Genomic DNA, 13,553 nt, shown 5'->3' with positions numbered 1-13,553 from the left:
ACTCCCGTGAGCACTCCTGACCCCTACGAAACCCAGAGCAGCTACGACGCCGAGATCCCGGTGAATCTGCGCAGCCAACGTCTGCGCCGTCAGCCTGCCCCCGCTCCGGAACCGGCGCCGACCGAGTCCGTCGAACCTGATCCTGTGGTCGACGAGACCGACACCGAAGCGCTCGACGAAGTCGACGCCGGTTACGCCGATCCGTACGCGGTGGGACAGGACGCGCTCGCCGCGAACGAAGAACCAGCCCCTCTCGCCGAGGTCGGATATGCCGGGCGAAGGTTCGAACGCGCGGGAAACGACATCGACAACAGCCCCGCGACCTGGGGATGGCGTGGCCGCGTCAATGCTGCCGCAGGAATGAAGATGGCGCCGAAGCCGGATTCGGCGGAAGTACGGTTCCGGCAATCGGTCACCCGCATTCAACAGACGTTGCCCGGTTGCATGGTCGTCTCGGTGATCAGCCTCAAAGGTGATGCCGGGAAGACCTCGACGACCATTGCCCTGGCGAACACCTTCGGCCGGCATCGCGGTCACGGCGTCGTCGCGTGGGATGCCAACGAATCCACCGGTTCCCTCGGAGACCGCGCCGCCCGCACCACCGATCCGGAGCTCGGTCCGTGGGACGTCCTCGAGAACGCCCACGCGCTCGCGTCATCTGATGCCGTCTCGGGGGAGCTGGGTCGCTACCTGCGCTTGCAGCCCACACACGATGAGGTCCTGGCGGCCGACATCTCCACCACGCGAGATCGAGGGATCGGCTGGGACGAATGCGCCGCCATCATGGCGGTGCTGCGACGGCATCGGAATCTGATCTTCGTCGACACCGGCAACAACCCCGTCGCCCCGAACTGGCTGTGGGCGGTGCAGCACTCGAACCTGCTGGTCGTACCGCTGCCGCTCCGCAGGGACATGGCGAAGATGGCGTTGCAGATGCTCGAAGGAATAGCCGATCGAGGGTACGGACATCTGGTCCGCTCGGCGATCATCCTCACCGTCGTCACGCCCGGATCGGACCCGAGCCTGGAAGCGGACATCGAGGAAGAGTTCGGCCGACTCGGCGTCACGAACATCATCCGAGTGCCGTACGAGCCGTCATTCGCGACAGGGGAGCGCATCGTCTACGACCGACTCCTGCCGTCGACGACCGAGGCATACACCAACGTTGCCGCCGAGATCGCGGATTCCCTCGCCGCGAGTGTGTACGGCCGCGCCGCCGAATACGCCGACGCGTACGTCCCCGAACAGATCCGTCGACCACCGGAAGCGCCGCGCCGTGCTCCTGCGCCGCGCGTCGCGGCGTACCGCGAATTCGACCCTGAGCGATACCGCGAACCAACACCCGAACCCACCTCACCGAAAGGACGTTTGCGATGAAAACCGTTACTGCACAGGCTGGCTCAGCAACATCGGCTACCACTTACTCGAAGGCGCCGCTAGTGCGGCGGGCATCCGCTGTGGCGATCACTCTTGCCGCAACCGCGGTCGTGCTCCTGCTCTCCGCCGGCGCCGCCAGCGCACAAATCCAGAACCCCATCGACGGAGTCAAGCCGGATCTCAGCGTCTTCGGGCCTGCATTCAACAACGTGTGGGTTCGCGTCATCGGCGGAATCTGGGCCGTTGCGCTCGGTGCGAGCGTGGTCAAACTCATCATGGCGATCTACAAAATGCGCTCGATGAAGGCCGCCGGAATGCCGGCGGAAATGGCCGACGCTGGTCAGGACTTCAAAGTCGCCGGTATCGCATTCGGATGCCTGGCATCGGTCGGCATCATCACCGGCGCGATTCTCTTCGTCGTCGGCGGCTAGCCGACGCATCCCCTGCGTACTCCTTTGCTTTCCAACGCTTTTAACGAGAAAGAGATCTGATCATGGCGAAAGATTTTTCACAGGTGGGATCGGGCAGCGGCCCGTCCTACGCGACCGGATCCCCGAGCAGCGGCCCGGCATCCGGACTTCCGATGTGGGTGAAACTGGCGATCGGGTTCAGTGTGCTCGTGCTGATCGTCGGTATCGTGGCGATCTTCACCTCGGGCGGTGACGATGACTCCAATTCCGGCGCCGACGCGATCCGCGCCGCACACGGACCGACCACCACGATCGACGGCGTTCCGGCCGGATACACCCGCGATCAGGCCGGGGCGCAGACCGCGGCAGTGAACTTCAGCCAGGCGAACGGGCAGACATACCAGGGCCGGATCGACGCTGCGAAACTCCGGGAAGTCGCCGTCTCGTCGAAGGCTACCGACGCTCTGAACACCGTCATCGACGTCTCGAGCGGCCGCACCGACTTGGGGAAGACCGTCAACAACGTGCCGCTGATCGTCACCGTCACCGACTTCACCCAGGATTCGGCCACCGTCTCCGTGTGGGGCATGGGAGTCAGCCAGAGTCCGGTCAGTGAGGGGAGCGACAAGGTCGGCATCCTGACCGTCTATGGAACCGACACGATCACCGTGGTCTGGGAAGACGGGGACTGGAAGGTCCAGGACTGGAAGTTCGTCACCGGCCCTTCCCTCGAAGATGCGCAGTTCCCCGCTACTGATTCGCCGCTCTCGAAGCCCGGCGCGAACGGCTTCTACACGTTCTACGTCAACTAGAAAGGGGGCCTGACTGATGTGGCGCAAACTAATTCTGACCGCGGTCGTGGCATTGTTCGCGATGCTCGGACTGGCGTTGCCGGCGGCAGCGCAGCCGACGGCTGTCCCCAACACCGACCCGGCTCCCGGCGTGCAGAATGCCACTCAGTCGGGCAAGGAACTCCCCAAAGGATTTCCGGATGATCTGAAGAAATTCGTCGCTGGCACAGACGAATTCAAATCCGCCTCGTGGTTCACCGGAGTCTGCAAGGACAAAGGCGGCGACATGGGCCAGTACTCGACACAGGTCATGCACAACGAAAACCGGTTGATGTACTGGACGGCAAAGGAATCCGAGCGGATCGCCGCGTGGGCACCGCAGGTGATGATGTCGAAGAACCCGGCTCTGATCGACGCCCTGGTCGCCGCCGGCGGCGCCGGTACACAGATGTCCGGTGTGGACATGGGGGTGGAGGCCAACCAGAAGGCCGCCCTGAGCATTACCGACGAGTCGATCCTCAAGGGTGTCTACCCGAACACCTACCCCCTCAATGAGGCTGCGGACATGTACCCGCCGTCTCCGACGTGTGCGGACGATCTGGCCCGGTGGACAACGAAAACGACGACCACCTGGGGATTCGAGTGGAGCCCGACACCGGATGCGGCCTCGCTCGCGGTGATGAAGAAGCAACCGAACGCCGACAAGGTTCCCGATGCTGCGTGGACTGCTCCTTGCGGCGGCGGGGACGTTCCGAGTGTTCTGTGTATGCACGCGATGTTCGTCAACTGCGAGCGCGCAACGGTTCGCGAAGACGTCGCCGCCTGCACGGAATGGAACACCAGGGTCGGAAAACTGTTCGGCGGCACCATGAACTGGATCGACCAGAACACCAGTTTCAGTGATCGCCTGGGCGAGACCCTGGGCGGGATGATGAAGGCGACGCCGGCCTATATGGGCGGCAAATACATCGTCGACAGCTACACGTGGGCGTGGGATACGTTCGGAGCCCCGCTCGGTGACCTCATCGACTTCGTCAAGGACCCGTCCGACGTGATCGACTCCTGGGCGAACAAACTCAAAAGCAGCGCCATCAGCACCACCAACTCGGTGCTGACCGGCCTGGCCGGAATCGGTGAGTTCGACCCAGCCCGTGCCGAATTCGTCGCCGTGTACGCGGTCTCGACCGGTATCGGTTTGTTGGTGTTGGTGCTGATGACGATCCTGGCGATCTACAAATCCTCCGACGGCGGCATGACCGGTGAGGAGCTGGCCAAGTCACTGTTCGGGTACATGCCGGCCGGAATCATGCTGATGATGTTCGCGCCCGCCATCGCACAACTGCTGATCTCCCTGATGCACGAGATGTCACTGGCACTGGTCGACTGGATCGGGACGAGCACCGATGAGGTCATCGGCAACATCTCCTCGGTCCTGGGGTCCCTGACCGACTCCACCCTCGTCGGCGGCTCGATCGCCGCGATCGTCGGATTCGGATTGATGTTCCTCGGCGCGATGGCGATGTTCTTCGGATTCTTGATGCACGCAGCAGCATTGCCGATCCTGGCGGTCGTGTGCGGCATCGCCTTCGGCATGTGGGTCCATCCGACCTGGCGCAAGAAAGCCCTGCGACCGGTGATGATGTTCATCGGAGTGGTGCTCTCTAAGCCGCTGATGTTCCTGATCCTTGCCGCAGTCTTCGCAGTGATCAACATCGCCGCGAAGGGCTCGATCGCCGACGACGGCAAGCTCGAATCCCTCGGCCAACTCTCGTTGATCGCGGTCTGCTTCGTGATCATCGGCCTGGCGCCGTTCTCCATGCTCAAGTACTCGCCGATCCTGCCGACCTCCGCCGATTCGGCGGACTTCGGCGGTGGCGGATCTCAAACCGGACAGACCATCGGGTCAGGCGCGCAGATGTTCCAGCAACGTGCAGGCGGTGGAGCCGGTGGGGCCGGTGCGCACAACTCCGAAGCTGCCGGATCTCCCGGACGTCAGATCGAAGGCGGTCCGGTCCGCGGCGCCGCCGGAAACTACGGAGGATCTTCACCCGCGCACGAGAGTTCGGCGTCGAGCACTCACGCTGCTGCATCCGGTGGCCACGGCAATCACCAAGGGGGTGGGGCAGCGACCGCGGCGAAGTCGGCAGGCAAGTCCGGGGGAGCGGAGTCGAAGTTGATGGCCGCAGCGGGCAGCACCGTCGGATTGGCGGCCGGAGCTGCCGTCGTGGCAGCACCGATTGCCCTCGCTGCTGCCGGGGCCGCGATGAACAAGGCCGGATCGGCCGCGCAGAGTGCGCCCGAACATGCGGATGGAGAGAACTGATGAGTGAGCAACGTACAGCGATCCTCGGACGCCAAATCGCACGTCGCGGGCTGTTGCCGTTCCCCGAACCAGTGGTCGCCGCGTGGGCCGGAGCAGTGATCGTCGCGGTGTTCTTATTGTTCGTCGTCGGACAGAACATCTGGGTACTCGGGTTCGATGTGCTGCTTCTTCTCGGGGCACTGGTGTCCACGACAGACATCAACCACCGTGAGTCGTACGCGAGCCGCAAAGCGAAAGCGATCCGCAACAAGCAGCGACGCAAACGCGGTGAGCACGTCTGGGTCTCGCCGACCGACCCGAACTACGGCGACCCGGCAGTAGACCCGGGATGGTCGAACCCGCCGCCGCTGTACCGGACGGCACCAGTGGATCTGATCGGTACCGGTCTCGACGATCTGTTCGTGTTGGAAACCCGCTCACCTGGCGACAACGACCAGTACACGGTGCTGATCGCGATGCAGGGCCTCGCCGAAGGATTGCGCGGCGACCAGGCGTGGGCAGTGACCTCGGCCGCGTTCGGGCGCACTCTGGCCGGGTTCGCGAAACGCTCCTCGTTCGTGCGCGGAATCGAACTGATGAATCGGTCGGTGCCGGCGGACATGACCCCGCACGAGACCTGGATGGAAGCCAAGATCGCCGCCGGGGATCCGGCCATGCAGATCCTTCCGGCGATCCGCTCGTACGGGCAGCTCATCGACCGGGTGGAGCCGTACTCGGAAGGGCACTACTCGTACGCCGTGTTGATCTTCCCGAAGTCCACAGCTCTGCTGATGGAAGGTGCCCGGCTCGCCCGCCGTAAGGGTGCTGAGACCATCGCCGGTGTCGCGCAGGTCATCCGCGACGAAACCGAACGCGCCGTGGCATCGCTGACCCGAGCGGGTATGGGCCGCGTGCAGGTCTACGGCGAACAGCGCACCTGCGCGGTCATCCGCTCGTGCCAGGACCCGAGCTTCCCGCTCGATGCCCACAAGGGTGTCCGGTGGGACAACTGCTGGCCGTCCTACGTCGGCCGGGAGGAATCGGTCGAGGTCGCCGGCAAGTGGAACACCCGAGTGGGCACTATCCCGCCGCGAGCTATCGAACCGGTCGAACTCGGTCCGTTGTGGCTGGCGGACCTGCTTACCGGTGTCGAACCGGATCCGGGTGACGACGAGATCGCCGCCGCCCCGACGATCCGGACGGTGATGGTGCGGATGGACTTCGTCGAAGCCGCCCACGCCCGCACTGCCGCCGTCAAAGACGTCACTTCGGACCGCGCACAGCAGATCCGCGAAGGCCGAAAGGGCAAGGTCACGGACGGATCGTCGGAGGTCGCATCATCAGAGTCCGCGCATCGGCGCTCCGACCTCAAACCGGGCAGCGGCCACCACGGAATGATCTATTCGCTCGCGGTGTCGGTCACCGGACGCGGTGAAGACGATGCCCTGCGTGCGTGCACTCGCGTCGAACAGGCTGCCGCGGACTGCGGTATCGGCGAAATCGAATGGCAGGACAACCGCCACGACGTCGCCTCCTTGCTGACCCTCCCGCTCGGCCGCGGACTCGCGGCCACCAAGTGGACCCGCGCCAAGTAGCGAGCGAAGGACACCTCATGACGAACACACAGCAGCGCACCGAGTACCGACGCGGACACAAGAAGACCAGCCGATGGTCTTTCGCGCCCTCGCTCGGAAAGAAGAAGGTCCGGATCGAGAGTCCGGAGGAAACCGCGGCTATCGACGCAACGATCGACGCCGTGGTCGCTTCGGATCGGATCACCGTCCGGCGCCAGCCCCCCAAGCGCAACAAATGGCTGGACCGGTGGGGTTGGTACGAGATCCGCACCGAAGGTGCCTGGACATCCACCCGCCAAGGTGAAGCCTTGAACCTGGCCACGATGCGCCGCTCGGTCCGTCACGAGGGCCTGATGACGGGGCTGAACAAGATCAGCCAGACGATGGAGATCGTCGACCCGTTCGAGCTGTACGGAACGGAAATTGAGAACATCAACATCGCCGTCATCGGAGACATCGGCAAAGCGAAGTCCTCGCTCATCAAAACCGCATTCTGCCTGCGCCAACTCGCCCTGCCGAACCGACAGGTCGTGGTCATCGACAAAAAGCGCCAAGGAAACAAGGGCGGCGAATACTCCGGAATTGCCGACTCTGTCGGTGCTCGGTCGATCCGTTTCCACGCCGGCGGCGCCGACGGAATCGGAGTCCGCCTCAACCTCCTGGACCCCGCGATCGCCAGCGGAATCGAACGCACCGACGGCCTCGCCCCGGCCGGGCAGGAAGCGCTCGTCGGCGCCGTCATCGAGGACACCATCGGCCGCCCATTGGTCGAGAAAGAAGACGCTGCACTGCGTTTGGCATTGCAGGTCGTCAACGAACGAGCTGCGAAGGAAGGACGTGAGCCGATTCTGCGCGAGCTCGCCAACGAACTACTCGAATCAACCCCCGGTAGCGGAGCGACATTCGGGCAGCTGTGGGCCGAGGACGCCAAGCGCTGGGGCCTGACACCAGGTCTGGCGCTGCGCAAGCTGTGCGAAGGCGACCTCAAGGGCCTCGTCGACGGCGCCACCTCACCGGAGGTTCGCGAGGCACTCGAGCACCCGTTCGTGCACTTCGACGTCTCCGCACTGCCGAACAAGGGGCCCGCGTTGCGGGTGATCATGACCGTGATCAACACCTGGCTCGCGAACGTGCTTGCTTCCCGGTCCGCACAGCACATGCAGACCGTGTTGATCGTCGAGGAAGGATGGCACGTAGCGGACGGATCGACCGGAAAGGTGTTCCGCGAGAACATGAAACTCTCTCGCGGCCTGGGCCTCTCGACCTGCTCGGCGTTCCACCACATCTCCGACCTACCGACCGATTCCCCTGCCCGGGCGCTGATGAAGGAAGCCGGAATCGTCTTCCTCTACGGGCAGGACCGAGTCGAAGACGCCGAAGAAACCGCGCGCATGTACCACCTGCCGCCCGGCTCGACCGAAATCATCATGTCCCTCGCCAAAGGCCACTGCCTCGTCAAATACGGCAGCGCCGATCCAATCCTGCTCCAGCATGTGCGTTCGGACATCGAAATCACGCTCACCGACACGGACGAAGTCATCAAGGGAGAAGCGGCATGACCACACAGCGCCCTACCAAGCCGATAGTGACACCGGGTTTGATCCCGCTGGCCGCGACCGCGCTCGCCGTGGTGCTGAGCGTGGTCGGAGGCGGATATCTGTCCGGGGTCTTCGCCGGCACCGGCGGCGCCTTGCCATCCGGGATGTACGGAGTGCTCGACGTGTTCACAGGGCTGTTCCTGCATCCGGCCGATCCAGCGCTGGCCTGGCCGGAAGGCTCGCGTCCGGGCGGTCCGGTCCTGACGTGGGGATGCATCGCCGTCCTGGCGGCATTGTGCCTGTGGCTGGGAATGTTCATCTCGTCGAAGATGACGATCCGCCGCGCTGCACGCCGGGTTCGAGAGTCCGGTTTCGCGGACCGCACCGAACTTGCCCGCGCCGGCGTCAGCGAGAAGGCTGCGGTACGTAAAGCGAAAGCAACCCGCCTCTCACTCAAGGATGTTCCGGTGCGCCGCATCGCCGCCGAGACAGAAACCACGAAGATCGCCACCCTCTACAACGGCGGTGACGGCGTCTACTTGCAGTACCGCGACGGGCTGACCTGCACCGGACCGACCGGCGCCGGTAAAACATGGCGCGTGTGCTGGAAGGGTGTCACCGACGCCGTCGGCCCCGTGGTTGCCACCTCGACCCGCGGTGACCTGCTCCGCTCTACATGGGCAGAACGCAGCGAAGTGGGCCGCGTCGAGGTCTTCGACCCGGAAGGGTTGACCGCGATCGCCAACCCGATGCGGTGGTCGATCCTTGATGGATGCGATGACCCGGAAGTAGCCAAACGACGGGCAGAAGCGCTGGTCCAGGCCATGCCGATGGACGACACCAGCAACGCCGGCTACTGGAACGGCAAAGCCGCGATGCTCATGCGCGGCTACCTCTACACCGCGGCCGTCAAGAACAAGGACTTGATGGACCTGCGGATCTGGGCGTCCTCCCGCAACGTCAAACTGGTGCGCGACGTCCTGAAAAAGGATCTGCCGGACTGGCACGCCGAACTTGGCCAGGCGTTGGACTCGAAGTCCGACTCCTCCGACGACGTGGTCAGCGCATGTGCACGGTTGCTCGAGCCGTTGGCGTCCCCGAAATTGATGGGCGCAATCAACGTCCCTCGCAGCGAATCCGCTGATCTTCATGCGCTGATGACCGAAGGCAAGAACACCGTCTATCTCGTCTCGGAAGGACACAGCGCATCGGCGGCCGCGTTCACCACCGTCCTGTCCGCCGAGCTGTATCACGTGGCGAAAACGCATGGCCTGACCAGGCCGGACGACAAGATCGACCCTCCGCTACGGATGGTCCTCGACGAAATGAACAACGTCGCGGCGATTCCGAACATGCCAGACCTGATCACCGACTCCGGCGGCCGCGGAATCCAGATCTGGGCGCTCGTGCACAGTGCCTTGCAGAACGAGAAGCGCTGGGGCCGCATCGGCGGCCAGCGACTCTCGACTGATTCGCCGGCCCGTATGTACTTGCCGGGTCTCGGTGACGAAAGCGAGTTGGCGGCACTGTCTCGGCTGATGGGTAGCCGTGACGAATACATCAGCCACGATCCGCGTTCGGCTCCGCGTTCGGTGCCGGTGATGGCGCTCAACGAGATCCGTGAGATGCCCGAAGACCAAGCGCTGATGATGTTCCGCAACGCGAAGCCGATGAAAGTGCGTCTGCCCTCGGTGTGGGATGTTCCCGACCTCTCCAAGCGGGTGCGGGCCAACCAGGCGGCGTTCGACGACTTCTGCACGAAAGGCAGCCGATGAACGGCGACTCGATGACCCCGGTGTGGGAGCGGGCCGATCACTGGATCTCCGGGGACTCCGCGCTGTGGATCTTTCGCAGCACCAACGGGGTGTACGAGCGGCCGATCATCATCGTTTCGCCGGCCGGCGCCATCGTGTGCGATCCGGAAGTGACGTACAACGGCGGAATCTTCACGCTCTCCGAAGGCTTCCGCGATGTGCGGCACCGCAGTTCCTGCGAATTGTGCACACCCTCGGTGGAGGCGTTGCGCAGGCGCGGTGAGCACGCTGCCGTGTCCACCTGGGATTCTCGGGAAGGCGGTGGGCGGTGAGTATTCCGGTGTACAACCCTGGTCCTGTCGATTGGTTGCACCTGGACCGGCTCGCGGCCGCCGAACTGTGGGTCGAACTCCGCCCGTGGGTGGAGCATCTACGTCGGCGCTATGACCTGGGAAATCAGATCCTCTCGTGCTGGTTCAAACACGATCCGCTCGTCGAGGAGCTGACAGCGGCGATGTGGGCGCATCGTGAGGTGTACCAGCAGCTGAGCAAGAATCCGTACCACGGAGGAATGGCAGCCTGGCACTACCAAGTGCTGTGGCCGCTCGTTCAGCGCATCCCGACGATGGCCGGCTTCGAGGAATGCCGCAGTGGAGTGTGCGGCTACGAACCCGACGAACCCGAGATCGCGGACGACTTCGCCGAGTTCATCGCTACCGACGCTGACCGACGCACCGAACCGGAACCGGCAGCTGAGTCAGCCTCGTCGACGAGCGTGCTGACGATGGATCAGGTTCTCGAGATGATCGACAGCGGTCGGGCATCCGCGGAAGATCCCGCCGACGATTTCACGGCCGTCGACATCGACGGTGCCCGTTGGGAATTCGACGACGATACCGAAACGTATCGGCCCGCCGAATAGCCCTTCACAAGCCGAAGTATCAACCGCCGCACCCTTCGGGCGGTCTCGCCCACCGTTCGAGAATGCGGGTGGCGGGTGGTTGATGCTTCTCGTGCCCGTCACAGTCGATGTCCGCTGGTTGTCCCGCCTGGGATCAGCGTGACGCGACTATGGCGGGCACACCATTCACTGCGCGATTCGCGCTTCACATGGCCATGGCCCGTCGGCCCAGCGCTCCGAAAAGTCGACTTCACCGGCTATCCGAGGCACCTTCCATTGAGTCGTGGACTTGCGCTAATGCGCGACCCTATCCATAATGTGAGTGCCTGGGGCAGTAGCCGCAGGAAGTGGTTCGTGTAGGAGGTCTCCGAGGCGTAAGCACCCTTACGGGCAGCCTCAATTATGGTTTCCAGCCTTGCGCGCCCATGCAATCTCAACCGTGACCCCCACCGCCGGTGGGGGTCACGGTTTTATGTCACCGGTATGACCGTGATACGCGATGCGATCGCCTTCTTGACACTTCCGCCACGTCCCCATGCCCAGGCATGGACATCCGGTAGCCACAGAAGAGGATTCGATGGCGAGTCGAATCTGTACTCGAACGGCGGGTCGGGAAGCGTACTTCGGATCAGCCGCCGATCGTCTCGGTCTTGTTCGCAGGTCTCGATGACTACGTTTGCAACGGGCATCTGCGCGAGGTCGATGACCGCCGCCGCGAGCGTTGCATCTCGTGCTTGTCGATCAGTTGCCTTACGGGAATCCATGACGTAGATCCGAGATACGGCCTCCAGCTTGGCCACTCCGGAGACAATTCTGGGTCCGTACTTGTTACCAACAGCTGACATGTGGATACGAGAGTGCCCCTGCGGGCGCAAAGCATTGAGCCCAACCCGGAGTGAGCTCAAATCACCGATCGCGACTGTGGCGACGCACAAGGCGTAGCGGCCTCGCTTCGACTCGTCTATGAATGCGTGAAGACGGTCGCTAGTGGATGTTGACTCGACCATGTCGCGCTGGCCGGCCCGCTCTCGTTTCTTACCCATGGGCGAATCTAAGCCTCTCCGGGAGATCGTTGTCGCGGGACGATTGGGTGCCTACTGGCAAACCATTGGGTAGCTACTGGCGGGACGTATCGTAACAAGTTACTAGTATCCGTATATGCTGCCAGCAGAGACCCTGCTCCGACCTACCCCATGAGGGAAAATGCCGAAACTTCGTGTGTTCCCCATAGGGACATCAGCCGCGGACATAGAAGCCTCCGTGGCGAAGAGCCTGGAACAAAGTAAGTACGCGGAGCGTCGTCGATTAACCCTGGAGGGTGTGCGCGCCAAGAGGCTCGCGGAGCTGAAGGCTCGCCAGGAATCGATAACCCGGGCCACTGCGTTGTATGCCGAACTCGATTCCGGGGATCATCCCGAGGTGCGGATCCGGTCGTCATTTATTCGACTGGACAAACGACGGGCGCCACGCGATTCCTCACAGCCCTATGCCTCAACGAGAGAACGCGACCTCAAGACTCGCCCCCCGCTGACCAAACTGATCCATCGGCCCAGCAACGCACTTGCTGTGCTGATGACAGCTTTTTACGTCGCACACCTCGAAAATGAGCCTGGCAAAAAGGTCGTCAACAACCGGCGCAACAACTTCGCCGATGGGTGGTCCGATCTCAGCGGGCTCCTCGACCCGGCCGCCACGTCGAAGGAGAACAATCTCCGGGCTACCCGGGCTCTTGGGAAACTTGCGGATTGCAACTTGGTCGCCATCGGCAAACCTGGCACCCGGAATCGGTTCGAGAACTTCCAGCTGAAGCGAGAGAACGGTCGAGGAGACAAGAACTACAAGGTTCCCGGCCTATCGCTGGCGGGCAAGGAGGCGCTGGTCCTACCTGCACAATTCTTCTACTACGGGTGGCACCTCGTGCTGACCCAGGAGGAGCTCGCCACATTTCTTGTGATCGCGATGGACTCGCAACGTCACCCTTGGCGTCGATCGACACAGGTCGAAGATTTGGGGATTGGGCTGTCTCGAACAGTTCGATGGGGCGACTACGGGCTAGCTGGCGAAGCGTACGGGTCGATCCACGAGTTGCAAGAATTCGGGTTGATCGATGTCATCGATCCGATGCCCGGCCGCAGGTCCGGAAAGATCAAGAAGCCGAAGAAGGCTGACATGCGCGCCTATCGGCTGATCTGGCCGCCGGAGGACTGGTCCACGACTGCCGATATCCCGGGTCCAGCTGTCGACGTAGTCATAAAATGCCTTGAAGAGAGCCCCGCTCCACCCCGCGCGGTCTGAGCGATCTCGTACAACCACATTGGCCGCCTGCGCTCCCGGGGAATCTCTGTCCGTAAGGGCGGGAGGATTCAATCTGCGCTGTATGACTCACTAAACGATTCACGACACCGACTCGTTTGCTCCTGGCCGTCCCCTACGATCGTCCGATGCCTTGGTATCAGTCGGTCGGGATACTCATTGCCGGCGCATTCGCACTGCTGAGCCTCCCGAAGCTCCTGTTTGACACCTTCGACGCCGCGCCATTGCGTCGGCGGATGTTGTCGACGGCTCTGGCTGCCGAAAAAGCTACAGGGGAGGGTGCGAAGGAAATCCTGACCGCGCATTCTGAGGTCGTTGCGAACCAACTGGCCGCTACTCATCAGATCAGATACAGCCGCCGTGACAAGTGGGTGATCGGAACTTTGGCGGTAGGTGCTCCCACCTTGTGGGGAGTGGTTCTACTGATCTGGTGGCAAGGTACGGAGGTTCAAAGCGGATGGTCGACCGTAGCCATCTCCAGCACGTTCCTGGTCCTGTCGTGGCTGAATATCGTTACTGTCAACGTCGGATGAAAAGTGATCGGTGATCGTCGGACGAAAATTCACCACCCGGCTTGGATTTAGTCCCTGCTG

12 protein-coding genes are annotated in these 13,553 nt (G+C 63.0%); 11 read left to right on the top strand and 1 reads right to left on the bottom strand.

Annotated elements, in window-relative coordinates:
* The first annotated feature begins 6 nt into the window (after positions 1 to 6).
* The 9 genes from AC1Q61_RS24310 (at position 7) to AC1Q61_RS24270 (ending at position 10,668) form a co-directional block, all read left to right on the top strand.
* Complete coding sequence (locus AC1Q61_RS24310; RefSeq protein WP_206434864.1) at positions 7 to 1,377, top strand: MinD/ParA family ATP-binding protein; 1,371 nt, start codon at positions 7 to 9, stop codon at positions 1,375 to 1,377.
* The gene (locus tag AC1Q61_RS24305; protein ID WP_241199194.1) at positions 1,374 to 1,808 is read left to right on the top strand and encodes a hypothetical protein; all 435 of its coding nucleotides are present in this window, start codon (positions 1,374 to 1,376) and stop codon (positions 1,806 to 1,808) included. Before AC1Q61_RS24310 ends, AC1Q61_RS24305 begins: the two co-directional genes overlap by 4 nt.
* Positions 1,809 to 1,870: 62 nt before the next feature.
* A complete protein-coding gene (locus AC1Q61_RS24300) occupies positions 1,871 to 2,599 on the top strand; it encodes a DUF8175 domain-containg protein (protein ID WP_125052942.1) in 729 nt (242 codons plus the stop codon).
* A 16-nt stretch (positions 2,600 to 2,615) separates the two neighbouring features.
* Complete coding sequence (locus AC1Q61_RS24295) at positions 2,616 to 4,901, top strand: hypothetical protein (RefSeq protein ID WP_125052940.1); 2,286 nt, start codon at positions 2,616 to 2,618, stop codon at positions 4,899 to 4,901.
* On the top strand, positions 4,901 to 6,475 hold the full coding sequence (locus AC1Q61_RS24290; protein WP_125052938.1) for a hypothetical protein: 1,575 nt from the start codon (positions 4,901 to 4,903) through the stop codon (positions 6,473 to 6,475). The genes AC1Q61_RS24295 and AC1Q61_RS24290 overlap by 1 nt, the downstream gene beginning before the upstream one ends.
* A 17-nt stretch (positions 6,476 to 6,492) precedes the next feature.
* A complete protein-coding gene (locus AC1Q61_RS24285; RefSeq protein WP_125052936.1) occupies positions 6,493 to 8,013 on the top strand; it encodes an ATP/GTP-binding protein in 1,521 nt (506 codons plus the stop codon).
* Positions 8,010 to 9,767: a type IV secretory system conjugative DNA transfer family protein gene (locus AC1Q61_RS24280; RefSeq protein WP_125052934.1), complete on the top strand. Its 1,758-nt coding sequence runs from the start codon at positions 8,010 to 8,012 to the stop codon at positions 9,765 to 9,767. Before AC1Q61_RS24285 ends, AC1Q61_RS24280 begins: the two co-directional genes overlap by 4 nt.
* Positions 9,764 to 10,078, top strand: a complete 315-nt coding sequence (locus AC1Q61_RS24275) for a hypothetical protein (RefSeq protein WP_125052932.1) — start codon at positions 9,764 to 9,766, stop codon at positions 10,076 to 10,078. Before AC1Q61_RS24280 ends, AC1Q61_RS24275 begins: the two co-directional genes overlap by 4 nt.
* The gene (locus AC1Q61_RS24270) at positions 10,075 to 10,668 is read left to right on the top strand and encodes a hypothetical protein (protein ID WP_125052930.1); all 594 of its coding nucleotides are present in this window, start codon (positions 10,075 to 10,077) and stop codon (positions 10,666 to 10,668) included. The genes AC1Q61_RS24275 and AC1Q61_RS24270 overlap by 4 nt, the downstream gene beginning before the upstream one ends.
* 449 nt (positions 10,669 to 11,117) lie before the next feature.
* On the opposite strand, the gene AC1Q61_RS24265 is transcribed toward AC1Q61_RS24270, so the two are convergent.
* Positions 11,118 to 11,492, bottom strand: a complete 375-nt coding sequence (locus AC1Q61_RS24265; RefSeq protein WP_241199193.1) for a hypothetical protein — start codon at positions 11,490 to 11,492, stop codon at positions 11,118 to 11,120.
* A gap of 415 nt (positions 11,493 to 11,907) precedes the next feature.
* On the opposite strand from AC1Q61_RS24265, the gene AC1Q61_RS24260 reads away from it, so the two are divergent.
* Together AC1Q61_RS24260 and AC1Q61_RS24255 are read left to right on the top strand one after the other, a co-directional pair.
* Entirely contained in the window at positions 11,908 to 12,942 is a 1,035-nt protein-coding gene (locus AC1Q61_RS24260; protein WP_125052928.1) for a hypothetical protein, read from the top strand.
* A gap of 146 nt (positions 12,943 to 13,088) precedes the next feature.
* Positions 13,089 to 13,493 (top strand): hypothetical protein, encoded by a 405-nt coding sequence (locus AC1Q61_RS24255; protein WP_125052926.1) that lies wholly within the window; start codon positions 13,089 to 13,091, stop codon positions 13,491 to 13,493.
* Positions 13,494 to 13,553 lie beyond the last annotated feature (60 nt).

It is taken from the genome of Rhodococcus sp. MPR-R1B, assembly GCF_058793255.1.
This window is presented reverse-complemented; position numbering and strand designations above follow the sequence as displayed.

Excerpts from the sequence above, each read along its gene's own strand:
- AC1Q61_RS24295 (WP_125052940.1), top strand. The coding sequence starts at position 2,616 with ATGTGGCGCAAACTAATTCTGACCGCGGTCGTGGCATTGTTCGCGATG.
- AC1Q61_RS24265 (WP_241199193.1), bottom strand. The coding sequence starts at position 11,492 with ATGTCAGCTGTTGGTAACAAGTACGGACCCAGAATTGTCTCCGGAGTG.
- AC1Q61_RS24285 (WP_125052936.1), top strand. The coding sequence starts at position 6,493 with ATGACGAACACACAGCAGCGCACCGAGTACCGACGCGGACACAAGAAG.
- AC1Q61_RS24290 (WP_125052938.1), top strand. The coding sequence starts at position 4,901 with ATGAGTGAGCAACGTACAGCGATCCTCGGACGCCAAATCGCACGTCGC.
- AC1Q61_RS24280 (WP_125052934.1), top strand. The coding sequence starts at position 8,010 with ATGACCACACAGCGCCCTACCAAGCCGATAGTGACACCGGGTTTGATC.
- AC1Q61_RS24300 (WP_125052942.1), top strand. The coding sequence starts at position 1,871 with ATGGCGAAAGATTTTTCACAGGTGGGATCGGGCAGCGGCCCGTCCTAC.
- AC1Q61_RS24275 (WP_125052932.1), top strand. The coding sequence starts at position 9,764 with ATGAACGGCGACTCGATGACCCCGGTGTGGGAGCGGGCCGATCACTGG.
- AC1Q61_RS24255 (WP_125052926.1), top strand. The coding sequence starts at position 13,089 with ATGCCTTGGTATCAGTCGGTCGGGATACTCATTGCCGGCGCATTCGCA.
- AC1Q61_RS24305 (WP_241199194.1), top strand. The coding sequence starts at position 1,374 with ATGAAAACCGTTACTGCACAGGCTGGCTCAGCAACATCGGCTACCACT.